The following is a 23,700-nucleotide window of genomic DNA, read 5'->3' as shown; positions in this document are numbered from 1 at the left end:
GGGAAAAACTTCGCTTCGGTGTCAAGCACCAGCTAAACAAGCTCCTCCTCTGGCCGTCAAACTAGCTTAACTTCGTGGTACGCAAGGATACAAGCTAATCAAAAACGTAGTAAACAAAGTTTGATGCGTTTACCCTTGAGGTCTCCTCCCCCTAAGCCTTAAAAGTCGGTGCCACCGTCATCTCCCCGGTCACCGCTCTGGCTGCGCTTTGGCTTACCTTTCACCTGCCGCAGGCTGTACTGAAAGCCTACGTACAGGATACGGCTCTCCCGCTGAAACTCGCTGCTGGTCACCAGGCCATCAATCTCCGTGGAATAACCAAACTTGCGCTGGTTGAACACATCCGTCACCCGCAACGTAATGGCTCCGAGATCGTCCAGAATCGGCTTGCGGAAGCCAAGATCAAGGCCCTGGAAGCCGTTAAACTGTCCCTGAGCCGTAACGCCGGGGCTACGGTAATAGTAGGTAAACTGACTTTTGACATCCCACGGCAATTCGTAGGAGCCCTGCAGACGGGCGTCGAACTTGAAGCCATCAGCTTGTACGGTTCCCTCTTCGAGTGTTCCGTCAAGTTCCGTCCGGTATCCGTTGGCAGAGGCTGTCAGGTCCAGCTTCTTGGTTGGTCGGAAGGTACCGATCAGCTCCACACCGTAGTCGCGTCCGGAGTCCAGGTTGGCCCGGGTACCGATTTGAACACCGCCCGGCAGAGTTTCTGTCACCCGGGTCAGCAGATCAGATTTGGCGCGGTAATACACCCCACCGGTAAAGGTTCCGCGGCCCAGCCGCTGCTGTACATTAAGCTCGTAGCTATTGATGATTTCCGGCAGCAGGAAGGGATTACCCGTACGAAGGTTAAGTGGGTCTCCCCGGTCAACGAAGGGGTTCAGGTCGCGGTCTCTCGGGCGGTTAACACGGCGGGAGTAGCTGGCCTGAAGGGTGCTGTTCTCCGAAAGCGAATAGCCCAGGAAAACACTGGGGTATACTTTGAAATAATTATTCGTAAAGAGTTCACCGGTGGGTTCCACTAACTCACTGGTGGTGTACACCTGCTCAGCACGCAGACCGCCGCTGAAGGTAACTTTGTCCACCTTACCGCCAAAAGTAGCGTAGACGGCGTGGACGTCCTCGTCGTAAAGGAATCGGTTACTGTTAGAATCGACCTTATAGAAGGCCCCCAGGTCTTCGTCGAAAACATTGAAATCGGCCACATTATCCAGTCGCTGCAGCGTAGATCTCCATCCAGCTTCCAACTTGAAGTCTTCTCCGATCTGCTGAGAATAATCAATTTGGCCGAGGTACTGCTTGCTTCCGTTAACGGAAGGGCTGTTCTGGCGGTTACCCCCGAGGTCGAGGCCAGTGTCCGAGAAGATAAATTCTTCGTAGTTCTCTACTTCTTCCCGGCTGCTTTCACTCATCTGCAGGCTGGCGGAAAGGCTGCGTCCCGGCTTGGCAAAGGTGGTTTGGTAATCCATGCGGACTTCGTAGTTGTTGTCCGTCTGTGGTTCGGCTTCGTTGCGGAAACTTGTCCGTTCTAATTCGCCGGCATCGTTAAAAAAGTCTGTCGTCCGCAGGTTAGTGCTTTCTCCCTCTCCCCAACGGTAGCTGCCGCTCAGTGCCAGGCTACCCCGCTTGCTGAGTTCATATTCTGTACCGAGGTTAAAGCCCTGCCGCTGGCTCTGCCGCAGTCCGTCAAAGGTAAAATAGCGACTGTAAGAAGTATCAGCGAAAGTGGCTGATTGCTCCCGGAAGCCCCGGAAGTACCGCTCATCATAACGACCATTGACCCCAAGAGTCGAGTTGAAGCGTCCTTTACGCCAGTTCAAATCCACGCTACCGTCAAATTTATTTCCCGTACCTGCATTGAGGTTAACCGTGGCGTTGAAGCCGTCTTCGCGCTTTTGCTTCAGGACGATATTAACGAGGCCGGCGGTTCCCTCAGGATCAAACTGCGCACCAGGGTTCGTAAGTACTTCTATCCGCTCGATGTTAGACGCCGTAAGGGTTTGCAAAAAGCCCTCCTGTTGCGTGAGCGCGCTGGGTTTACCGTTGATCAAAAAACGAACGCCCTCACTACCACGAAGGGATACATTTCCTTCCAGATCCACCGTAATACTGGGAATCTCCCGCAGCAGGTCTTCTCCGTTGCCGCCGGCGGCGGCGATGGATTTCTCCACGTTGAAAACTTTGCGGTCCAGGCCCAGCTCCATCACGGCCCGTTCAGCGGTAACGGTAATTTCTTCCAAATCGTTGCCCCCTTCACTCAGGGCAATGGCCGGTAACTCCATCGGCTCTTTATCATCCGTCAGGGTTATCTGTTGGCTTTGGGCTGCATAGCCAAGGAAACTGGCCTCCAGGCGATAGGTGCCGGCGGCCAGGTCACGAATCTCATAGCGCCCGTCCAGATCACTGCTGGTGCCTTTTATCAGCTTTTGGTTACTATCGTAAATACTTACATTAGCGAAGCTTAAGGGTTCACCAGAAGTAGCATCGGTAAGAGTGCCTTTTACTCCCTGGGCGCGGACGCTGGTAAAGAGAAGGGTTAAGAAGCAGAGGAAGAGAAATCGTTGCATAATTTAATTGGGGTTACTGCACGAAGAAAAAGATGCCGTGCTTTTATGCTTACAAACTTCGGAGCTTTTACCAGGCACTATGAGCATTATCTACCGCTGGGAGAAATAGATCGACAGATCGGCATTCCCCCCGAAAACATTTGATACCATCCAAAAACAGCTAACGGTAGATCGAAAAGGGCTAACGGTAGAAGCAAGCCGCAGTCTGCCGGTATCTCCCTTACCTTTAGTTGTAATAAAGCTTTCATCTTTTCACTGCCGCAGGCAGTTTTTGCCAATGTCAAACTTCTTTCAGCGAAATAAGAAGCCCCTGTTACACGTCGGATTCTGGGCGATGTACGCTTCCTACTTCTTCTACAACATCAGCTATGGCCGGCGGGGAGAACCCGATTGGGAACACGTAATTCCTGACTTTCTGTTCCACATCATTTCGCTGTTGATCATTAGTTACATCAACTATTTTTATTTCCTGCCCCGCTTACTGAAAGGACAAAAAGTCGGGCGTTACCTGATAACCTTCGTTCCAGTTTTCCTCGTTTTCTCCTTCTTGATTTTACTGGGAAAACAATACCTCATCGATGGTTTCACCCATGAGGATGACTGGGTCTATTCCATACGCTTCGGCCTCAACGTTTACATGGCTGCATTTTTCGTGACGGCTTTTGTGGGGCTATTAAAATTTGTAGAAGACTACTTTGAGCTCGAAACCCGAAGCCGGGAGTTGGAAAACCGCCAACTAACCTCAGAGCTACGCTTTCTCAAGGCACAGGTCAACCCTCACTTTCTGTTTAATACTCTCAATAATCTCTATTTCCTGGCGATCAATAAATCCGACCAGACACCGGAGGTTATCGCCAAGCTATCGGGAATGATGCGTTACATGATTCATGAGAGTAATACAGAAATGGTCCCGCTCAGAAAGGAGGTAGAATACATAGAAAATTACCTGGATCTGGAACGGCTTCGCCTCAACGAGGATGTACCCATCACCTTTGAGGTAAACGGTGCTATTGATGGCGTTCGCATTACCCCAATGGTGTTAATCACTTTTTTAGAGAATGCCTTTAAACACGGTATCGGAAACACCCGGGGAGACTCCTGGATCACCGTTAACCTGTTGATTGTTGAAGGCTTATTGCAATACACCGTAACAAACAGCATCGTTGCACAAACGGACAAGACCGTCCGGGAGGCTTCCGGCTTGGGGCTCTCAAATGTCCGTCGCCGTCTGGAGCTGAGTTACCCCGAACCCGATCAATACACGCTGGAAGCAACGGAAGACGAAGAGCGGTATCGCGTCAAACTCACAATCAAACTGTAATGACCCTTAGCTGCCTAATCGTAGAAGACGAGCCCATGGCCCGGAAACTGCTTACTCAGTACGTAGAAAAAGCGCCCGGCCTGGAGTTACTCGATGCGTTGTCCAGTCCGCTGGCAGCCCTGGAATTTCTGAAAGAGCATTCCCCCGATGTACTGTTCCTCGACGTACAGATGCCCGAGATTACCGGCATCGGTCTGCTCAAAATTTTGCAGAAAAAACCCCTGGTCGTCCTTACCACAGCCTATTCAGAATACGCCATTGAAAGCTACGAGCTGGACGTAACGGATTACCTGCTCAAGCCCATCACATTCGAGCGTTTCTTAAAGTGCGTGGAAAAACTACACCAGGCAAAAGGACACGCCCTGCCTGCCTCTGCTTCTTTAACTCCCTCTGCACCTGCGGGTCCCGCCAAATCTGCCGAAGTGCCCGCACCTGAAGGCACGATGTCAGAATATCTTTTCGTCAAAGATGGCACCAAATCCGTCCGGGTAAATTTTGCGGACATTCAGTACATAGAAGGCATGAAAGACTACGTTCGGATTCATACCCCGAACAAGAAAATCACGACACTGCAGAGCTTGAAAAAGCTGACCAACCTACTCCCTTCCAAGGATTTTATTCGCGTGCATCATTCTTACATTGTGGCCATGAAGTGGGTGGAAGAAGTACACCGGGACGAAGTACTCGTTGGTGGTACGCTGGTGCCCGTGAGCGATACTTACCGGGGAGACTTCAAAAAAATGGTGGATGATCGCTTGTTGAAATGAGCAGGCAATGTTGGATTGGCTCCCCCACTGCCTTCATTGGGAGGGAAGGGATTGCCCAACCTGACTACCACTTTGCTTTAATTCCCGGAGCGTAAGGAAAGGTAAGCCCTTCATAATATTCCAGAGAATGAGTTGGCTTTTCCAGCTCTGCGGGAACGGGCATTCCGGAGAAAGACTGAAAATAGGCCAGGCAGGCATCCCGCCACCACTTAGCTTCCTTCTCCTGGATTTCAAGGTGCATTCGTACACTTTCGTAGCGCTCCTGATCTAGCCGGCCAGACAGCGATTTCCAGTTTTTCAGCATTTCCCCCACTTTCGTAGCGCCTGCGTGATACGAATAGCAAAGTTCCGCCCAAAGCGTATTGCCCGAAGGTAGTTTATGATCCCACGGTAAATGGTGATACCACAGTAAAAAAGCTGGCGGGCAGCTGTCCGGGCTTTCGTACCTGGCAGCAAACCTGCTGGTGTACTGCTCTAAGGCATCGCTTCCTGTTTTGGTACGGTCAAAGCCCACCCCTTCAGCATCTGCTTTGTGGTAATAGACGGATGTCCAGTCTGCCCGGGGCATATCCTTTATCCACGGCCCGGGGCCGTAATGATGATCCGGCCCCATAATGTGATGCAGGCCCAGAGGTGTCATGTAATTAACGCAGGCTTCATGGGAGACGGCAAGCAAATTCTGGGCGGTTTCCTGTACGGTCGGGCTGTTGGGGAAGGTCATTTGCGACCATTCCCGAAAGTAATCTTCTGCCTTCCCTGTTGGATTCCAGGCCAGTCGCCCGAAGGTATACCAGTCTGCCTGTCCGAATAGGTTGCCGGTCCAATTACGTGCCGTACCGATATTGGCCACTCCGGCCATTGCCGTCAAGCGATCGTCGCCATAAGCGGAACCGTCGATGATATCCGCCACTCTTGTTCCGGGGCCTTCTGCGTAAGTATCAGTCTGCAGGACCTCCTCGTACATTTTTCCCAGTCCTACCAGGTGCGTCCCCTGCCCGAGGTATTCTTTGGTGATCTGGAACTCCATCGCCAGCGGGGTGTGGGGCATACTCCCGAACAAGGGGTGCACCGGCTCACGGGGCTGAAAATCGATGGGTCCGTTTTTCACCTGCACCATTACATTATCCCGGAATTTTCCGTCAAGCGGCACGAACTCATCATAAGCCTGTTTGGCCCGGTCCACGGGTTCTTCGTTGCTGTACACAAAAGCCCGCCACATAACAATACCGCCATGGGGAGCTAACGCATCCGCCAGCAGGTTAGCCCCCTGGGCATGGGTACGACCATATTCCCGCGGCCCGGGCTGTCCTTCAGAGTTTGCTTTAACGACAAAGCCCCCAAAGTCAGGGATCAGTGCATAGATTTCGCTGGCTTTATCCTGCCACCATTTTTTCACGGCAGCGTCTTCGGGGTCGGCGGTAGGCAATCCGCCCAGTTCTATAGGAGCACTAAAGCGGGCCGTCAGGTAAATTCTGATGCCATAAGGCCGGAACACCTCCGCCAACGCAGCGGCTTTTTGCAGATAATCCCGCCGAAAAACGATCGCCTTGGCATTAACGTTTGTCACTACAGCTCCATTGATCCCGATGGAGGCATTAGCCCGGGCATAATCGGTGTAACGAGGGTCGAGGTAATGGGGCAACTGGTGCCAGTTCCAAATGGAAAAACCCGCGTAACCACGCTCGACGGTACCGTCCAGGTTATCCCAGTGATTAAGCAGGCGATTTTTCACCCGGGGCCCATCCAGCAGGTGCAGATCATCCAGTGGCCGTCCCCGTTGCAGGTAGCGCAGGAAGGCAAACGCCCCGTAGAGGGCTCCGCGATCATCCTTTCCGGCAATGTAGAATTGTTTTCCCTGCCCGATCAATGCGTAGCCCCCGTCAGGCAGGCTGGCCTGTTCTTCAGCGGAAAGAAGCCCATCCAGAGATGTGGAGCGGCCCAGCACGCCCAGAATAAGACCTTTGGCGGGAGCGGCGGCGGTACTTTCTACTCCGTGGCCCAGCAACCCACTAAGCCCCAGAAGTAACTCTTCTTCCGCTGCACACAGCTGAGGGCTATCGCCCTCCCGAAATACCCGGGGCAACGCTTTGGCGTAGGATTTCCGTAGGGGACTGTCCGCTATTTCGTCATAGCGGAGCCAGAGGCGATAGCCATCATCAGCACCAAGTGGCCCTGTAATCAGCAGCAAAAATATTGTGAGGGAAAATACAGGAGTCAATCGCATGATCGGAAATAAAAGACGGGTGGCAAAATGTTCGGCGGACACGGTGAGTGGAAAAGAACAATGGCGTAAAAAACAATCGCTGCAACGCTCTGAAGAGCAGTTTCCGGCACTGCGACTTCCTCAAGATCGATGATAGCAAATCTCTTACCGTCAGTAGTCAGCCCCGGGCTGCCAGGGGCCATACACTGCATCCCGAAATGCTTTGTGCAAGCCAATTTGATCGTAAGGGAAAAGCTGTACGAAAAGAACAGCGGTTAATTCATTTGCGGGGTCTACCCAGAAAAGGGTGCTGGCCGCTCCGTCCCAAAAGAATTCCCCTACCCTGCCGTTGTTTTCTTCCGCCGTGGCGGGCGGCCGCATTCTGACGGCAAAGTCAATCCCAAAGCCCACCTGCCCCTTACCGGGTAGCCAGATGCGCTCGGTCACCGAATCCGCCAGGTGGTTAGTAGCCATGAGGCGGACCGTTTCCGGCCGTAAGATGGAGCGGCCTTCGTGGGTGCCATCGTTGACCAGCATTCGGGCGAAGGTCATATAGTCATCGAGAGTGGAAGTAAGCCCCCAACCGCCCGGCGTCAGCATCTGCTCGTTGATATTAAAGGCATGGGCCTCCTCGTCAGGCAGCTGCGTCAGCGTCCCATCCTCCTGCCGACGATAGACGGCGGACATTCTGGGGCGATCACCTTCTGGCACGAAATAGCGGGTTTCTTCCATTCCCAGCGGGTCAAGGACATGCTCCCGCAGGTATTCGTCGAAGGGCTGTCCGGAGATTCGCTCCACCAGCAGCGCCTGCATATCAACCGAAGGTCCGTACTCCCATTGTTCCCCCGGGTGAAAGAGCAGGGGAATAGTGGCCAGTTTTTCGGCCAGCCCGCTAAGCGTATGATCATAAGCCCTTGTTGCAGCAGCCTCCCAAAGCGGGCGCAGTGCCGGTGTATCTCCTCCGTTATAAAAGCCTGCGGTATGGCGGGTAAGATCCCGGATGGTCATGGCTCGTTTCGGGGCTACGGTCTTCACTTCTCCGGCAGCATTCACGCCATCAAAGACGCGTACGCCGGCAAGTTCCGGAATGAAATCGGCGACGGGGTCATCCAGAAAAAAGCGGCCTTCCTCGTGCAGCAGCATCAGCGCCGTGGCGGTCAGCGGCTTAGTCATGGAGTAGATCTGAGCGATGGTGTTCCGGGCCATGGGGACCTGCCCGTTGCGATCGGCGAATCCCGCCGCGCCGAAATACACCTCTTCTCCCTTTTCGTAGACCAGGGCCGAGATACCCGCCACGCCGCCAGGTTTCGTGAATTCGGCGAGCATTGTTTCCAGCCGCTGCCGGGCAGCGGTGTCTACGACCGGCTTCCGTTGCCAGCTCTTCCTGGCTAGCGACAATGTTTTGCGAATGCCCTCGCGGGAGGGCAAATCATCCCCCTCATACTCAATACCCAACCAGCCATCGTAGTCCGTTGCGTGCAGAATATCGAACAGGACACTATAGTCCATATCCGGCTCCTTACCCGCCGCGTCAAAGTTGAAGGCCTTCACACTCACACCAGCGGCGTAGGGCATCAGCTCCAACATTCCCTGATAGCGGTTATAGCGATCTGTGCAGGGCGCTCCCCAGAGCAGGCCACCGACCCGGTTAACGCACCAGTTATCGAAGTCAGCCAGACTGCCCACTTCCACATCCTCTAATTGATAGAGCAGGTCCGCCAGCCACGCCCCGTTGTTGGAGATGCCTCCGTGGTTTTCGATGATGATGCGAACGCCAAGTTCCTGCGCCTGCTGCGCTAAGGTTCGGATGGACTGCTGGCAGGCCGCCTTAACTTCTTCCGGGGATCCGTCTCCGTGAGCATTGACCCGGATCATAGGACAGCCGATGCGGCGGGCTGCCTTAACCCACTTCAGGTGGGCGGTAATAGCTTCTTCTCTTTCCGTTGCGTTGGACGCCCCGAGGTCACCGGCTCCGTCTACCAGAATGATGACATTCTCTACGGCGGCGGCCGCCGCCGCCGCTTTCAGGCTATCCAGAAAGGCCGTATCCTCCACTTTGTCCTGAAAAAACTGACTGACGTATTCCACGCCACCGAAGCCCAGTGCGGCCGCCGCGTCGATAAAATCAAAAGTGTTCATTTCTCCTGCGAAGAGCTCTCGGTTGAAAGACCATTGCCCGAGGGAGAAACTGAGCGTATCGGGAAGCGCCACTACTTCATCACCGGGCGCTTCTGCAATCGATAGCACTGATTCTGAACAACTTAGCAGGCCGAATAAAAAAAGGAAAACTGGAAACAGAAGTATTTTTTGCATGGTAAACAAATGTATGGTTTAGCCGGTAAAGCAGGCGAATAAATTTCTTCGGCTCCCAAGTCTCTCCTTTCTATGCTGCCGACCCGAGGGAAAACAGCTGCCACATTACGGTACTCTCAGGCTCGCCTGGCAACTGTACTTTGGCTGTGCCCGGCCTATGCGGCAGCTCCGTTGGCAGCGCTCTCAACATTCCTTACTGCACTGATCAGACGCTCTTTTCAGTAGCCGGACCGATAATTTCCCCATTACAATCCATTGCTTTTCTTTCCGCTGTTTTTCCTTTCCCCCAGAAGAGTATATTGCATTACGCCGGCGGTTCATTGTCGGCAACTTACTGCTCCTTTCGACTGCTAATAAACGATCATGCAAAAAAAAATCACCCTGCTTTTATTACTGGCTTTTTCTTGCCAGCTTTTCGCTCAGACCGTTACCATAAAGGCCAGACCAAGCGATGCGGCTCCCCACATCAGCAAGCATATTTACGGTCACTTCGCCGAACACCTTGGTCGCTGCATTTATGATGGCTTCTACGTAGGAGAGGACAGCAAGCTGCCCAATACCGTTGGGGTAAGGAATGATATTATTGAAGCACTCCGGGCTCTCAAAATTCCGAACCTCCGCTGGCCGGGGGGGTGCTTCGCGGACACCTACCATTGGAAAGACGGCATCGGCCCGAAGGAAAATCGCCCTACTATCGTCAATCAGTGGTGGGGAGGCAGCACAGAAGACAACAGCTTCGGCACCCACGACTTTCTCAACCTTTGTGAGTTGCTCGACACGGAACCCTACCTTTCTGCCAATGTTGGCAGCGGCACGGTGCGCGAAACCGAAGAATGGCTACAGTATACCACCCACGATGGCATCAGCCCGATGGCTGATCTTCGCCGCAGCAATGGCCGGGAGCAACCCTGGCGCGTCCGCTACTGGGGCGTTGGCAACGAGGCCTGGGGCTGCGGTGGCAATATGACGGCGGAATACTACGCCAACATCTACCGGCAGTTCGCCACTTACATGCGCGATTGGAACCTACAGGATGATACGCCCGTCTTCCGCATCGCTTCCGGTGCTTCTGGTGATGATTACCAATGGACGGAGACTCTGATGAAAAACATCAAACCAGACCTGGTCGAAGCCCTTGCCCTGCACCATTACGCCGTAACGGACTGGTCAGACAAAGGGCCTTCCGTCAGCTTCGACGAAACGCAGTATTTCGGCACAATGCGCGAAGCACTGAAAATGGAGGAATTCGTAGTGAAGCATGCAGCCATTATGGATCGCTATGACCCCGAAAAGAAAATTGCGCTCTTTGTAGACGAATGGGGTGGTTGGTACGACACAGAACCCGCTTATGAGGCCGGTGTGCTGTATCAGCAAAATACGATGCGCGATGCTATGATTGCCGGCACCACCCTCAACACTTTTAACAATCATGCTGACCGGGTGAAGATGGCCAATCTGGCACAAACTGTTAATGTACTGCAGGCCGTCATCCTCACCGATGCGGAAAAAATGCTGCTCACGCCTACCTATCACGTCATGAAAATGTACGCTGTTCATCAGGACGCTACGCTGATTCCTTTATCTTTCGATTCTCCGAAATATACCCTCGGAGACGAACAACTCCCGGCCATCTCAGCCTCCGCTTCGCGGGATTCTTCCGGTAAAGTTCATTTCTCCCTGGTCAATATTGATGCAAGAAAGTCTCATACCATCAAGATAGAAGCAGCAGCCCTGCAACTCAGTAAGCTGAGTGGTGAAATACTCTCGTCAGCAGCCATTCAAGACTACAACGACTTTGACACTCCAGGGAAGATCAGCACAGAAACTTTCCGGGGGGCAAGCCTCCGTCAGGGAACAATCAGTCTGGAAATTCCTCCCTTCTCTGTCATCGTTTTAAAGGGAGAATAGGTGTGGCCAGGCCAACTACTCAAACCCAATTTCCTTCAGCCCTTTATGGCTGATGGCAATTGCCTCGAGCGCTGTATGGTTGAAACACATATCCTGTTCCACGAGGTAAAATTCCATGCCTGACTTTTCTTTAGCAGCCAGGATGCGCTTAAAGTCGATGTTCCCTTCGCCGACGGGCGCAAAGCGGCCCTGGTCGTCCATATCCTTCACGTGCCAGGCGATAAAACGACCCGGGGCCTTGTCGAAGTAAGCGACCGGATCAGCCCCCGCCTTGGTGACCCAGTAAAGGTCCATCTGAAAGTTGAGCTTTTCGGGGTCAGAGTTTTCGATAAAATAATCGATCGCAACCTGGCCGTCGGCATCAGGCTTAAACTCGAAATCGTGGTTGTGGTACAGGCATTTCAGGCCTCCGGCGGCTACTTTGTCGGCAATAGCATTGATGTTAGCCATCACCGTTTCCATGGGTTGGTTCATGCTCAATATCCGGGTAGCCGGGTCGAAAGAAAAGGCGCCCATAGGCGGTACGGGGATGACGAGGTACTGAAAACCGGCCTCTTTCAGATCCGCCACCACCTTGTCGGTGCTTTCAATGGTGATATCTCCATGATGAGAGCTAATGGGCGTCAGGCCCACTTCCGCCAGGTAATTTTTGAACTCCGTAGGCGTCATTCCGTAGAACTTCCCATCTTTATAGCCAGCAGCTTCTACGTATTTGTAGCCGAGATCAGCGACTTCCTTCAGCACCCCCTTCGGGTCTCCAGCCAGAGTATCGCGCAGCGTGTAGAGGGCTAGTCCGCCAAAATCCAGATCCGCCTCCATTTCCGGAAGGGCATCGGTGGCTGCATCAACGGCGTCCTCCATTTTTCCGCCGCAGGCAGAAAGGACAAACAGTAATAGAAAGAGTGGTAAAATTTGCTTGATCGAAGTCATGAAGTAGAAGATAATGCGGGCGCGGCCGCCGGTGCAATGGATGGTTTAAGGGGAGCAATGTAAGGAGATTGGGGCTTTTACTACAGTCATTGAAGAATGAAGGTAGGGCAATTGCAAGCCCGAAACCCAACGCCCAACCCGCAGCCTGATGGTAAGCCCTCTGCAAAAGTTACAGCAACAACCCCTGATATCGATCAGCAACCGTAAATTGTGTTGTTAGCTACAAGCGAAAAAGAGGCCGTGAATTATTCACTGTTTTCAAACACTCCACTATGCTTACCATCTCTTCCAAAGAAATGCAAGATGTACTCCAGGCCCTGTTTAAAAAGTATGGGTTTACCGATAGCCGGGCCCATTTACTGGCCGAGGTCCACACACAGAACACGCTATTTGGCGTAAACTCGCATGGAATTAACCGAGTACCACGCTTTCTTGACTATGTAAAAAAAGGAGTGGTTAAAATTGACGCAAAAGCCGAAAAAATAGCCGAATTTGGGAATATTGAAAGGTGGGACGGGCATCAGGGACCGGGAGTTCTTAACGCCATTAAATGCACCAACCGGGCTATAGAGCTCGCCAAAAGCAGCGGAATGGGATTAGTAGCTCTTCGAAACACCAATCATTGGATGAGAGGAGGTTATTACGGCTGGCAAGCGGCTAATCAAGGATGCATTGCTATTTTATTTACCAACACCCAACCCAACATGCCTGCATGGGGCGCAAAAGAAAGTCGAATCGGCAACAACCCTTTTGTCGTATCGATCCCAAGAAAAGAAGGTCACATTGTATTAGATATGGCGCTGTCACAATTCTCCTTCGGTAAAATAAATGAATACAAACTGCAAGGAGAGCAACTCCCCTTTGCCGGTGGCTGGGATGAAGAGAATAAGCTTTCACGTGACCCGGAAAAAATCCTTAAAAAAGAACGCGGGCTTCCGATTGGATACTGGAAAGGGTCAGCTTTCTCTATAGTGCTGGACATGCTGGCAACCTTGTTGTCAGCAGGAAATTCTACTTATAGAATTGGACAAAAGAAATATGAAACAGCCATTTCGCAGGTATACCTTTGTATCTACCCTGAAGTTTTTCCTGACAAAGAATTACAGCACTCACTAATCAATGAAATAATTGATTACACTCATGATGCACCCCCAATGGAAGCGGGAAAAAGAACTTATTACCCCGGAGAGCAGTCAGCAAATGCCAGAAAGCAGAACACTCAAAATGGCATGAAAATCAGTAAAGAAATCTGGCAGAACATCCTTACCCTAATAGAGGAATAGTAAAGTTGCCAAAAATATAGAAATACTCCTCCTATGAACGAGTTCAGCGATTATCATTCAAGCCTGCCCAACGAAGATTTAGTCAGCATTGCCTATTTCGACAAAAGAAAAACAAAAAAGGAAGCGAGACTGTCCGCTAAATCGGTTCTACAGAAAAGAGCTGTATCCACTTATCAAATCGAGGTCTTAAAAAAGACAATAAGAGAGAGAAAACAAGAAGAGCGAAAACGAAAACTAAAAGATAAAAATGAAAAATACGGGCTTCTGGATTTCATTCTGGACGTATTCTTACTAAGCTAAAAAACAACTAATAAAGGTCTCACACTGGCGCACTACGGCAGCTGCCCTAATACACACTAACATAAATGAACCCACTAGGCCTGATCGGAGGAACCTCCTGGCATTCCACCATCGAGTATTACCGATACATCAACCAGCACGTCAATGATCACTTTGGCAACAATACCAATCCGCCTTTACTGGTGTTTACCCTCAACCACTTTTTGATCCGCCAATACCAGTTGTCGGGCAATTGGGAAGGAATAGCCGCCTTAGTGGTCGAAGGAGCAAAGAGCCTTGAACGAGCCGGAGCGGAGCAGGTGATGCTTTGTGCCAATACTCAGCATAAAGTCTGTAATCTGGTAGAGCGCGAAATCAACGTTCCCATACTCCACATCGCAGACGCAACGGCAGAGGCCATTAAGCGGCAGCAGCTTCAACAGGTTTGCTTCATCGGGACGAAATACTCGATGAAGGAGACTTTTATCACTCAACGAATTCAAGACCACGGCATCCGGGTATTGACACCTGAGCGGGAGGAGATCATCGAAGAGCTGCATCGAATCATTCAGGAAGAGCTAACCTTCGGAAAAGTCGTCCCTGCCTCAAAGGAATTCGTTATCCGTACTATTCAATCTCTGGTGGGCCTTGGTTGCGAAGGGGTCATCCTGGGCTGTACGGAATTCCCTTTAATGATCGACGACCGAGATCTGTCTGTCCCCATTTTTAATACCACGCAAATTCATGCGCTGGCTGGCGCACAGTTCATTTTGCAGGAATAGACCCGGAGAAATCAGGCCAGGGCCCTCAGGAATCTAATCAACAACTAACACAGGCACAATTCGGGCATTTGATTACACACTGAACTCCGTTTGAGCTAACAACTCCCCCCAAACAGCCGTATCTTATCCTCTAATCAACTCCCGCCCATCAATAGAAGTACCCATGGAAAACGCCACCTCAACCGAAACAATGAGTAGCGATCGCATCAAGCTACCCTTTCAGTTCAACGCCGACAAGATGCTGGCGGAAGTCCGGAAAATGAATCTCCAGAATTTCACCTACTACAACGTTATCCAATTAAGAGGACCGGCACACTTAGTCGACAGCTCTCTGCCTTTTCCTCCACCTGCGGACGATTATGCGGATGGCACCTGGACAGACTGGCTAGACACCAGTGACCTGAAACAATCGCCCTATCTTCAGGAGGTCGTCGACTTTTTCAAAGAACACATCACCGTCAACCTGATCCGCCTGCTCCGGCTCGAGCCAGGGGCTGAAGTGAAGGAACACTGCGACCCTACACTCGGAATCCACATTGAGCGATCAATGGTCCGGCTAACAATTCCCATCCTCAGCAACGACGATGTTCACTTTATCCTGAATGGCAAAGAAGTGCCACTTAAGCCAGGAGATTGCTGGTACCTTCGGCTAACGGACCCACACAAAGTGCTGAACCAAAGCGCTGAAGAACGTATCAACCTCACCATCGATGTCATTCCTAATGACTGGTTAAGAAACCTGCTGGCGGGCCAATAGCTTGTACTGATGGTTTAACTAAACGGCTAATACACCTCCCCACCTCTCCACACAAAATTCATAGATAACAGAGTTTCGCTCACTTTACGGGCTTACGATTAACGGTGTGATCGGCTTCCAGCCGCGCTACCGGTAATTTTCGCCGCGCGTGCGGAGCACGCTTCGGCCGGTCGCACGCGGAGCGCGCGTACGCCAATCAAAATGCCCGGACCACACAAAGTGATCCGGGCATTTCTCCAAAAATCGGTGGCGGTCAACCTGCAACCTTGCAACCCGCAATCTGCAACTCGCAACCTGCAACCTGCAACCTGCAACCTAGAAATCCTTAAGCTTCCGCTTAGTAGCTTCTACTTTGTCGATCTGGTCTTCGATTTCCTTGTTCTTGCTGCCTTGCGCATCGAGGTTACGCTCAATGGCCGCCCGGGCCTCTTCGATGGCACGCTCAGCATCAACGATGTCTTTTTCGAACTTCTCCTTTTCCTTACGGAGTTTATCGAGGTCCTTTTCGAGGTCTTTCAGCGCGTCCTCTTCGTCTTCGATGTCCATCTTGATCTGCTCGCGGCTAACGGCCAGCGCGAAGTTCATCAGCATTTTTTCCGCTTCGAGGTAGCGGCGACGGTCCAGCTCGGGGCTGATGTAGCCATCGGGTGTGGCAATCCAGATAGTAAGCTCGCTGCCGGTTCCGGAGGAAGCCACTTTACTGTACATGTCTACTTTACCGCCCGCACTTACGCCGGGGATAGAAAAGTTGAGGGCCGCCATTTCGTCTTTGGTTTTCTTGACCTTCTTGGTCTTGACGTCGTAGTTTTCCTTGACCCAGTCTGGCCAGAGTTTGGAGACCATCTTGTCATCAGCACCGGGTAGTTCCAGAATGATACCATCGTTGGAGCCACGGCTCATAGCCATACGTTCCGTGCTAACCTGAGCGGTGAGCACCTGGCTGCCGGCCAAAACCAGCATCACGAGGAAGCTCAGAGAAAAAAGTAAATCCTTCATTTTCATAATAGGTTGGTTGAGGTATTAGACGCTGGGGAATTTTATGGTCACAAAAGTAAAGTTAAGGACGCCGGGGCGCAGGTGCAATGAGCAGGTTACGGGTTGCAAGGTGCAGGTTACAAGGTGAGACTTGCAACCTGCCCCCTGCAACTTGGCCCTACAGTGCAATCGGAGCCCCCAACAGCTTATCCGGAATCCCAAAGCCATTCACCAACGCCCCGGCCTCCGGCCGGAGTTCAGCACATAGTACATCCACTGCTTTACGGATCGCCTTAGATTTGTTTCCCGCGATGTAATCACTTTCCAGATACCAGCCACGGTGCCCCTCAATGGTGTGCAGCGCGTAGAGCTGTACACACTTTTTCAGGACCGCGTAAGTGGGATGGTTTTTGCCCAGCGCATCAACCCGTTCGAGACTTTTTTCCAACACCAGGGCTTCCACGTAGGCTTCCGCCGCTTCGATCATATGCGTCTGGCAGCGAAGGCCGGCTTCGTAAGAGTTCATGCCACCTTTAATGTAGGCCTGCAACCGCTGCGCCAGTGTACTGGTAAGCCGGCGGGAACGAAACTCGAAAGCCGACTGATAGAACGCGCGGGAGGTAAGATGCTCCCGGTCCGTCTGCCGGATAGAGATCGGGTTTTGTTCCGTGACGATGGTCGTCATCCTGCGGCCCATGTACTTCAGGACGGCAAAGTTGCCGTCCTCCTTAAAGGATTTTTTAAAGTCGGAGAGCAATGATTTGGCCACCAACTGCATCAGTACCGTATTGTCCCCTTCGAAGGTGGTGAAGATGTCGCTGTCCGCCTTCAGGTCCGCAAAGCGGTTTTCCCGCAGATAGCCTTTACCACCCGTCGCCTCGCGGCACTCCTGAATGGCAGCGGTGGTAAACCAGGTAGCGTAAGACTTCAGCCCCGCCGCCATCGCTTCGATCTCCCGCATGTCTTCTTCGCTGCGGTTAACGTAGCGCTCGAGCAAATAATCAAGGCCAAACTGTGTAGCATACGCTTTTGCCACCAACGGAATCAGTCGGCGTTGCTGGTTCGGATAATCCAGAATAATCGTTTCTGCCTTCAGCGGGTCGGCGGCAAACTGACGGCGACGCAGGCCGTAGCGCACGGCAATAGCCAGGGCCGATTTCGCCGCACTCATGCCCGCACGGGGCACACAGACGCGGCCGCCGACCAGCGTGCCCAGCATCGTGAAAAAGCGGCGGCTCGGGTTCTCGATCTCACTGTGGTAAGTTCCTTCGGCGGAGATCCCACCGAATTTGTCCAGCAGGTTTTCTACCGGAACGCGGACACGGGTAAACCAGATACGGCCATTATCTACGCCGTTCAGGCCAAGCTTATAACCATTGTCTTCGACCCGGATACCAGGCAGCGTGTTATGCTCTGCGTCCCGCAGGGGCACAACAACGGCATGAACGCCCTTACTTTCACCGCCAACAATCAACTGGCAGAAGACGGCTGCCATCTTACTGTGCATAGCGTTACCGATGTATTCCTTTCCGGCACCGACACTGGGGCTGTGGACGATGAGTTCCTTCGTATCGTGATCATAAACCGCCGTGGTTTCCAGACCACGGACGTTGGAGCCATGTCCCGTTTCCGTCATCGCGAAACATCCCGGCAAATCTAGTTTTCCCGTTGCCGTCAGGTATTTATCGTGGTGCCGTTTGGTGCCCAGGTTAGCAACGGCTCCTCCCCAAAGACCAAATTGCACACCAAACTTAATGGTCATACTCAGGTCGTGGTAACCGAGGGTTTCGAAAGCGGCAGCGTAAGCTCCCATATCGTCCTCCCCGCCATACTCTTCGTCAAAAGCCAGAGCGCCGATCCCCTCCTCTCCAAGTTCTTTACACCAGGCGAGTACCAGTTCGCGGAAGTCCTCCTTTACCGGTAACATGTTCCGCTCAAAAGAAGGACGCTGTAGAATTTCCTTTACCCGGGCGATTGTGCCGGCGTACTTACCGTCCAGCACCGCCTGCAGGGCGGCGGGGTCAACGGTGGCTTCCTCAATGGATTCGGTCAGCTTTTTACGCTGATCGTACAGGGGGAAGAGGCCCCGGTAGGTAGTCTCTTCCACGCCGCCCAGGCCAAGCTCCAGCTCAGTGAGCACGGGGAGTTGATCGACCCAGAATTGCTGACGGTCTTCGGCATTGCCTTCAGCGGCATGACCAAGGATGACCCCGAGCTCAGCGAGGCTGGCGGCACGGTCTTCGGGCAGCTGCTCCGCAGCATTACGCCCCATCGTTTGCCATTGCTGAAAAAGCTCCCGCTCGGGCGGGCGGGCGGGGTCAGACCACTCGAGCAGGACGGCTTTGTCCGTCTCATCCAAAAACGGCAAACTGGCCGCTCGCTTGCGTATTGCGTTGATTTCCTTAAGGTTAAGGTGACGATCCGCCCAGGCAGCATATAGCAGCGGAAGCATCGCCTGAATTCCGGCGGAAAATTGCGTGTTCATTTGGAATTCGGCACCCATGAGTGGTAGAGATTTTGTTTGGCAATATAACGCACGAATTAAGGTTGGGTTGCTAATGTTGCCTGCTACCAACGGTCGGACCGACATTTTCCGGTAAAAATTTTCGCTTCGCTCTATTTCTCCGAAAAATGACCGATCCGACCGTCTCCGCGACCGTTTACATGGCTCTCCTACCTTTATCCGCACCTGCGTCCGCGCCGAATCTACCGAAGAGTCTACGCCACATCAACCTTGCCAACGAACGTCAAAACAAATCCTGCACCCGCCGGCTGGGCCGAAAAAGGAGATACAACAAGCCAAGTCCGAGCGTAATCAAAAACGTTCCATAGGCCAGGCCCTCAATCCGATTGCCTCGCGCCCACCCTCTTACGACACTGGAGCGTGACGGGTTCTTCGGATCAACGAACACCATCAGCTTCAGCTCATCCGGCCGGGTCAGCCACTTGCGCAGCGCTCCGTCCAGGCTGGCTTTAACCGTTAATTCATTGTAGGGACTTAACTCATGACCTTCGTATTTTTCACCAGCATATTCATAGCTGTATCGTACGTCCAGTTGCGGCTTTGAGCCCGACTCACTGACGGTAAAGGTTTCAGCAACTACGGGCTCGAATCCGTATAGCTCTTTAGAAATCAGTTCTACCCGCCAAAACGTCCCTACGGCTACGCATCCCACCACTATCCAGAATAGCATCAGTATCGCCAGAAGGCCTTTGAAAAAAGTAAGTGCTTTGTGCTGCCGCTTCATAACGCAGGGCTTTGAAAAACGATGGTAGACCACCAGCTTGAAGGGTCCGTCATCCAGGCGAAAATGGAGTACAGCATAAAAACGGGAATCAGCACCCCGAACAGCGCATAAACCAGCACCTTCGACCAGCCCAAACCCGGGTGGCCAACGCTAAGCATATTATCTGAGGGATCGTCCGGGTTGAATTTCACCATCAGCGTTTCCCGCTTATCATTCAGGGCCTGATTGATAGCCAACTGCTCTCCTTCTTTGATCATAACCGCCTCCGGGAGGAGGCGCTTCCCCGTAAAGCGTTGCCCGTGGGTGTAGAGGTGGTAGTTCTCGTCCAGTTCGGAGACGTAGTATTTTTTCTCCTCCCCCCGTTCCTTTCTCACCCGCAATTCCCCCACCCCGAAGGCCGGTTTTGCCTCCGGCCAGGTGATCTGCCGCTGCCGTATAAACTCGGCATTGTACCGTTGCCGGAAACGCCAAAAGACGAGGCCGAACAGGATAAGGGGAAAGAAGATATAGACCATGATGAGGTGTTTTATTGGTCAGCGGGTAAATACTCGTAATGTATATTTTTCTGGCGGACCTTCGCTTTCGCATCAAGTTGAAGTCCGGGGCCATAGTATTCGGACGCCGAGCGAAAGTACTCCTCTTCCAGGTCACGGGTTCCCAAAACCGGGAAAATGCGCTTACCGTAGATTGGCGTCCAGTTTATCGCAACAGCCACTACTAAATACAGAACAGCAAAATAGATATGCAGCAGCGGGTTCAGGTATAAAAGGTCCGAGAAAAACGTCAGCAGGTCTGCATTCGGAGACGATACCCGCTCGATATAAACAGCCCCCAGAGGGACAATGAAAGTGGCCAGGGGGAAAAGTAATATCTCCAGCCAGTCCTTGCGGGCGTAGCCCGGGGAGAGGTAGGCCTCTTTTGGGTTATGCGGGTTAACGTACACCCTAAAGCCCCGCTTTCCAACCAACATCTTGTTCAAATGCCGAAGTCTCGGCCGGGAGAAGTAAAGCCGCTCCGGTAGAATTTGTCTGCTGCGAAATGTCTTACCCTGAACGGAGTAAGTATAGGGCTCACTTAACACGATCACCTGCTTCCCGTCCCGGTCCCGGTGACTTACAAAGCTAACCTCATCATGCGGAAAAACCCCTTCTGCTTCGGGCCACATGATGATCGCCCGCCAGCCGCGCCTTCTGTCAAAGAAGGATAACTGACCGATAAATCGCTCAAAGTAAGCCATCATGAAGATAAGGTAGATCATGGTTAAGGGAAATAGGGAGTAAAGGGTAAAGGAAGAAAGGGAGGGAGTAAAGGGCTTCAGACGAAAAACTATAGCATACCAAGTTCAACTACCTGGCAATCTGCAACTTGTTAACCTGCAACTTTGCAACCTGCAACCTGCAACCTGTCCGCCTACCGCCAAAGCATATCCCGTTCCGCCACCTCTTCGACCTTACCGCTGGCCTGCAGCCGGGCGGTGAGCAGATGCAGGCGGCCAGCTGGCTCACGGGTGTAGATGGACTCGAAGTCATGGTCGACTACTTCGGACAGACGGCCGGCGAGGTCTGCCGTCATTTTCTTATTCCCGAGGGCGGAGGGTACGGAGAGGAAGTATTCTCCTTTTGTCCAGTCATCGGGCAAGTCGAGCCGCAACAGGTAGCGCGGGTTTTCTACGGGAGACATCAGCTCCGCCAGCGCCCCGGCGAACAGGTGGGTATCGTGGTGCTCCGCCTCCGAGAGGTAGAGGAACATCTCTTCGCCTTCTTCTTCCAGCCGGAGTTGGTCCGGGGTTGCTTTATGGAAAAGACCGGCGGCAGCCAGGCTTTCGGCCAAAGCTTTTCCGTAGGTCATCAGGCGGTGCCGGGTGTCAGCCAGTAACTCGAAGCGGCGCGTAGCGTCCGCCATCTGGCGGCCGGGGTTGCGGAACAGATACCAGGCCAGCCAGCCCAGACCCACTAACCAGAAAACGGCGAAAGCCAGCGGATTAAAAAGCGCCGGAAGAATCGACAGTAAAGCCGGGTAGATCAGGTAAGGCGGGATGTGGAGCTCCCGCGCGTAAATCTCCTCGTGGCGCTCGGCCAGTTGCAGCTCCCCGGCCCGGTCGTACATGGCTTTGAAACGTTTGTACACGTAACTGAGTGACAGGAAGGCCGCCGCCATCATCAGGCACATCAGCGCCGTTGTCGGGGTCGTCCAGTTAAACCAGCTACCTGGCAGCAGGGTCGTGATCGCTCCTGCGGCGAAGGCCACCAGCGTTGCCCGCTTGATCTCCAACAGGAACAGCCGATAGTCCTGCTCAAAGTAGCGATCGATACTTTCCTTATAGTGCAGCGTCAACGGATCCTTCTGCTCGTAGTGCCTTGGGGTTGGCGGCTTGATGGCCTCCACCAGTTGGGTTCCGGTAGAGAGCGCCTTTTTCCAGGCGGCGATCAGGTCTTCGCGCTTGGTGGCGGCATGGAGTATCTGCTTTCGGACGAGCTCCATCGCCTGAGTAGACGACTTATCCCAGTCGATGCCGAAGCGACCGATACCGTTCTGGATGACGGGCTTATCGTCCAGTCGGGGACCAGCAAACGCCTTGAAGCGGCGGCGCATGCGCCGCACGTCGGGCCCGCCCCGGCGGATGCCGGGGTGTACCACAACGGGGTGCCAGATGTTAGCCGTCTTATCCGGCTCACCGCGCACGGTGCGGATGGCCCGACCCCGCATCTGGTTGCTGAGTACGAAGCTACCGACGGAATTCGCCAGCACGAGGCTATTGATCACCGGTGCATCCCAGCCTTCTCCGAGCAGAGACTTAGTGCCCACAATGATGCGGATTTTCCCTTCGGTAAACAGCTGGGTAATCCAGCCAACACTGTACTTGTTGGCCAGGCCGCCGGTATTCACCTTCACGTACTTCGAGCCCGGAAATAGCGGCGTGGTTTTGATCACCCGCTCCGTGGGCAACTCATCGTAGGCAATTTCCAGCAAGCGGCTTTCGGCCGCTTTAGGGATCACCACCAGGCTACCGGTAAGGATGCACAAATCCCCTTCGTAGAGTGTACCAGTCTGACGGCGGAGGGTTTCGAATACCGGGACGGTACCCACCAGGTTGAGGGGTGTCCGGTCGTGCTCCGTAGTCGGGAGTAGCTCATGGTGGATGTGATCCGTCAGCATTACCATCCGGAGCTTACCGCCCAGATCTTCGCTTTCAAACTTAGCAATTTCGACCAGTGCATCGAGCTTAGCCCGTGGGCTTTCCAACTCCGCATCGGTCTTCTTGCTGCCAGGGGGCAAGTCATGGTCGAGGTAGAGTTTGCCCTGGCTCCAGGCCCCCATCGTGGTAATGATGCGGCGGTAGGGGCGCAGCAGTGCTTTTCCGTCTTCGGTAGCGAAGTAAGGGTCTTCCCGCAGCGCCCGCTGCAGAAAAATGGTGGCCCAGTTATCATCCAGTTCGGGGGCGAGGGTCACCTCGCCGTGGAGCACTCCGAGCGCGGCAGCGGGAGGCTCACTACCCTGAGCGCGCAGGACGCTCAGTAAAGAAGTGAAGTATTCCGGCCGCTCAAAAATTTCGGTATAGTGGCTTTCGGGGTCGGCCAGCCAGGGGTGATCCTGCAGGTAAAGGGCGAGGCCCGAGCGTACGTGCATTTCTTCCAGCAGCCTGTCTTTTTTGCTCTGCCATTCCGTAATCACCTTCGACTCGCCCGGGGGAGGAAGTACCGGATAGAGGTAATCCTGGTGCGGGCAGAGGTCGCCGGAGGCGACCAGCTCGGGGATGCTGATTTCCTCGTCGATCTCTCCACAAAACTCGTGATAGCGACGCCACTCGATGCCGCTTACGTCGTAAGGCGGTGTGGCGGTCAGAGCGACCAATTCGGGTTTGAAATCATTTCTGAGGGCATCGAGCACTTTCCACCACTCGTTGCGCAGGTGGTGGCACTCATCCACGACGAGTAGTTCCACCCAGTCGAGGCCCGCCGTACCGTTTCGCTTGAAATATTCAAAGACGGCCTGATAGGTAACAATGGTTAGCTCCGCCGGCTCCTCCAGTTTATGGGAGATGAGCGACTGGTCGGCGCAGAAATCATCACGAAAGCGCTGCCCCCACTGCGCGCGGATGGTGAGGCTGGGCGCAAGGATGAGCGACTTTTTACCGAGTTGGCGTACAATCTCGAGGCCAAGGACCGTCTTACCGGCACCGGGCGGAGCGACAATGTGAATCCGCTGATCCTCCCGGTAAAGCGGCAGGTTTTCCAGTACGCGGGCCTGGTAGGCACGCCAGGGATATTGAAATTTCAGGGTGTTAAGGTTCATGGTGGTAAGATAAGCAAGCAGGCTAAAATTTACGTTTCCCGTCGACAAACCAAGGCGAAAAGACGATGAAG

17 protein-coding genes are annotated in these 23,700 nt (G+C 53.2%); 7 read left to right on the top strand and 10 right to left on the bottom strand.

The genetic code is table 11. The features are described from left to right. Window positions 1-158: 158 nt before the first annotated feature. Complete coding sequence (locus BM123_RS07800; RefSeq protein ID WP_090166997.1) at window positions 159-2,570, bottom strand: TonB-dependent receptor domain-containing protein; 2,412 nt, start codon at window positions 2,568-2,570, stop codon at window positions 159-161. Between the two features lie 277 nt (window positions 2,571-2,847). On the opposite strand from BM123_RS07800, the gene BM123_RS07795 reads away from it, so the two are divergent. After that, entirely contained in the window at window positions 2,848-3,891 is a 1,044-nt protein-coding gene (locus BM123_RS07795) for a sensor histidine kinase (RefSeq protein WP_090166995.1), read from the top strand. Continuing rightward, a complete protein-coding gene (locus BM123_RS07790) occupies window positions 3,891-4,658 on the top strand; it encodes a LytR/AlgR family response regulator transcription factor (protein WP_090166993.1) in 768 nt (255 codons plus the stop codon). Before BM123_RS07795 ends, BM123_RS07790 begins: the two co-directional genes overlap by 1 nt. A gap of 64 nt (window positions 4,659-4,722) precedes the next feature. Here BM123_RS07790 and BM123_RS07785 read toward each other — a convergent pair whose 3' ends face one another. Further along, the gene (locus BM123_RS07785) at window positions 4,723-6,882 is read right to left on the bottom strand and encodes an alpha-glucuronidase family glycosyl hydrolase (RefSeq protein WP_090166991.1); all 2,160 of its coding nucleotides are present in this window, start codon (window positions 6,880-6,882) and stop codon (window positions 4,723-4,725) included. A 150-nt stretch (window positions 6,883-7,032) separates the two neighbouring features. Continuing rightward, window positions 7,033-9,174: a serine hydrolase gene (locus tag BM123_RS24430; protein ID WP_090166990.1), complete on the bottom strand. Its 2,142-nt coding sequence runs from the start codon at window positions 9,172-9,174 to the stop codon at window positions 7,033-7,035. A gap of 363 nt (window positions 9,175-9,537) precedes the next feature. Between BM123_RS24430 and BM123_RS07775 the strand changes: the two genes are divergently transcribed. Continuing rightward, the gene (locus tag BM123_RS07775; RefSeq protein WP_090166988.1) at window positions 9,538-11,082 is read left to right on the top strand and encodes an alpha-N-arabinofuranosidase; all 1,545 of its coding nucleotides are present in this window, start codon (window positions 9,538-9,540) and stop codon (window positions 11,080-11,082) included. A 15-nt stretch (window positions 11,083-11,097) separates the two neighbouring features. On the opposite strand, the gene BM123_RS07770 is transcribed toward BM123_RS07775, so the two are convergent. After that, window positions 11,098-12,012, bottom strand: coding sequence for a sugar phosphate isomerase/epimerase family protein (locus tag BM123_RS07770; RefSeq protein ID WP_175489286.1), 915 nt, complete (start codon window positions 12,010-12,012; stop codon window positions 11,098-11,100). A gap of 272 nt (window positions 12,013-12,284) precedes the next feature. Between BM123_RS07770 and yiaK the strand changes: the two genes are divergently transcribed. The 4 genes from yiaK to BM123_RS07750 all read left to right on the top strand — a co-directional run bounded on the left by yiaK (window position 12,285) and on the right by BM123_RS07750 (window position 15,113). After that, a complete protein-coding gene (gene yiaK / locus BM123_RS07765) occupies window positions 12,285-13,295 on the top strand; it encodes a 3-dehydro-L-gulonate 2-dehydrogenase (RefSeq protein ID WP_090166986.1) in 1,011 nt (336 codons plus the stop codon). Between the two features lie 33 nt (window positions 13,296-13,328). Beyond that, window positions 13,329-13,595 (top strand): hypothetical protein, encoded by a 267-nt coding sequence (locus BM123_RS07760; protein ID WP_090166984.1) that lies wholly within the window; start codon window positions 13,329-13,331, stop codon window positions 13,593-13,595. A 65-nt stretch (window positions 13,596-13,660) separates the two neighbouring features. Further along, a complete protein-coding gene (locus BM123_RS07755) occupies window positions 13,661-14,356 on the top strand; it encodes an aspartate/glutamate racemase family protein (protein ID WP_090166982.1) in 696 nt (231 codons plus the stop codon). Window positions 14,357-14,519: 163 nt separating this feature from the next. Then, window positions 14,520-15,113 carry an aspartyl/asparaginyl beta-hydroxylase domain-containing protein gene (locus tag BM123_RS07750; protein WP_090166980.1) on the top strand — a complete coding sequence of 198 codons (594 nt, stop codon included), beginning with the start codon at window positions 14,520-14,522 and terminating at the stop codon, window positions 15,111-15,113. 315 nt (window positions 15,114-15,428) lie between these two features. On the opposite strand, the gene BM123_RS07745 is transcribed toward BM123_RS07750, so the two are convergent. From BM123_RS07745 to BM123_RS07720, 6 genes are all read right to left on the bottom strand, one after another. Further along, window positions 15,429-16,109 carry a DUF4200 domain-containing protein gene (locus BM123_RS07745; protein WP_139211806.1) on the bottom strand — a complete coding sequence of 227 codons (681 nt, stop codon included), beginning with the start codon at window positions 16,107-16,109 and terminating at the stop codon, window positions 15,429-15,431. A 157-nt stretch (window positions 16,110-16,266) separates the two neighbouring features. Then, the gene (locus tag BM123_RS07740) at window positions 16,267-18,591 is read right to left on the bottom strand and encodes an acyl-CoA dehydrogenase family protein (protein ID WP_090166977.1); all 2,325 of its coding nucleotides are present in this window, start codon (window positions 18,589-18,591) and stop codon (window positions 16,267-16,269) included. A 244-nt stretch (window positions 18,592-18,835) separates the two neighbouring features. Beyond that, window positions 18,836-19,336, bottom strand: coding sequence for a DUF3592 domain-containing protein (locus BM123_RS07735; protein WP_090166975.1), 501 nt, complete (start codon window positions 19,334-19,336; stop codon window positions 18,836-18,838). Next, window positions 19,333-19,851, bottom strand: a complete 519-nt coding sequence (locus BM123_RS07730; RefSeq protein ID WP_090166973.1) for a hypothetical protein — start codon at window positions 19,849-19,851, stop codon at window positions 19,333-19,335. The genes BM123_RS07735 and BM123_RS07730 overlap by 4 nt, the downstream gene beginning before the upstream one ends. Before the next feature lie 11 nt (window positions 19,852-19,862). Further along, window positions 19,863-20,594 (bottom strand): DUF3592 domain-containing protein, encoded by a 732-nt coding sequence (locus tag BM123_RS07725; protein WP_090166971.1) that lies wholly within the window; start codon window positions 20,592-20,594, stop codon window positions 19,863-19,865. A 152-nt stretch (window positions 20,595-20,746) separates the two neighbouring features. Further along, complete coding sequence (locus tag BM123_RS07720) at window positions 20,747-23,629, bottom strand: DEAD/DEAH box helicase family protein (RefSeq protein ID WP_090166969.1); 2,883 nt, start codon at window positions 23,627-23,629, stop codon at window positions 20,747-20,749. Window positions 23,630-23,700: the final 71 nt, after the last annotated feature.

The sequence above is a fragment of the Neolewinella agarilytica genome (genome assembly GCF_900110645.1).
Taxonomy (GTDB): Bacteria; Bacteroidota; Bacteroidia; order Chitinophagales; family Saprospiraceae; genus Neolewinella; species Neolewinella agarilytica.
The sequence above is the reverse complement of the archived record's forward strand: the minus strand, read 5'-3'. Positions and strand labels throughout refer to the sequence as shown.

Bases quoted from the DNA above. Each gene is read 5' to 3' on its own strand.
- BM123_RS07725 (WP_090166971.1), bottom strand. From the start codon at position 20,594: ATGATCTACCTTATCTTCATGATGGCTTACTTTGAGCGATTTATCGGT.
- BM123_RS07750 (WP_090166980.1), top strand. From the start codon at position 14,520: ATGGAAAACGCCACCTCAACCGAAACAATGAGTAGCGATCGCATCAAG.
- BM123_RS07730 (WP_090166973.1), bottom strand. From the start codon at position 19,851: ATGGTCTATATCTTCTTTCCCCTTATCCTGTTCGGCCTCGTCTTTTGG.
- BM123_RS07775 (WP_090166988.1), top strand. From the start codon at position 9,538: ATGCAAAAAAAAATCACCCTGCTTTTATTACTGGCTTTTTCTTGCCAG.
- BM123_RS07740 (WP_090166977.1), bottom strand. From the start codon at position 18,591: ATGGGTGCCGAATTCCAAATGAACACGCAATTTTCCGCCGGAATTCAG.
- BM123_RS07755 (WP_090166982.1), top strand. From the start codon at position 13,661: ATGAACCCACTAGGCCTGATCGGAGGAACCTCCTGGCATTCCACCATC.
- BM123_RS07735 (WP_090166975.1), bottom strand. From the start codon at position 19,336: ATGAAGCGGCAGCACAAAGCACTTACTTTTTTCAAAGGCCTTCTGGCG.
- BM123_RS07770 (WP_175489286.1), bottom strand. From the start codon at position 12,012: ATGACTTCGATCAAGCAAATTTTACCACTCTTTCTATTACTGTTTGTC.
- BM123_RS07795 (WP_090166995.1), top strand. From the start codon at position 2,848: ATGTCAAACTTCTTTCAGCGAAATAAGAAGCCCCTGTTACACGTCGGA.
- BM123_RS07785 (WP_090166991.1), bottom strand. From the start codon at position 6,882: ATGCGATTGACTCCTGTATTTTCCCTCACAATATTTTTGCTGCTGATT.
- BM123_RS07720 (WP_090166969.1), bottom strand. From the start codon at position 23,629: ATGAACCTTAACACCCTGAAATTTCAATATCCCTGGCGTGCCTACCAG.
- BM123_RS24430 (WP_090166990.1), bottom strand. From the start codon at position 9,174: ATGCAAAAAATACTTCTGTTTCCAGTTTTCCTTTTTTTATTCGGCCTG.
- BM123_RS07790 (WP_090166993.1), top strand. From the start codon at position 3,891: ATGACCCTTAGCTGCCTAATCGTAGAAGACGAGCCCATGGCCCGGAAA.
- yiaK (WP_090166986.1), top strand. From the start codon at position 12,285: ATGCTTACCATCTCTTCCAAAGAAATGCAAGATGTACTCCAGGCCCTG.
- BM123_RS07745 (WP_139211806.1), bottom strand. From the start codon at position 16,109: ATGAAGGATTTACTTTTTTCTCTGAGCTTCCTCGTGATGCTGGTTTTG.
- BM123_RS07800 (WP_090166997.1), bottom strand. From the start codon at position 2,570: ATGCAACGATTTCTCTTCCTCTGCTTCTTAACCCTTCTCTTTACCAGC.
- BM123_RS07760 (WP_090166984.1), top strand. From the start codon at position 13,329: ATGAACGAGTTCAGCGATTATCATTCAAGCCTGCCCAACGAAGATTTA.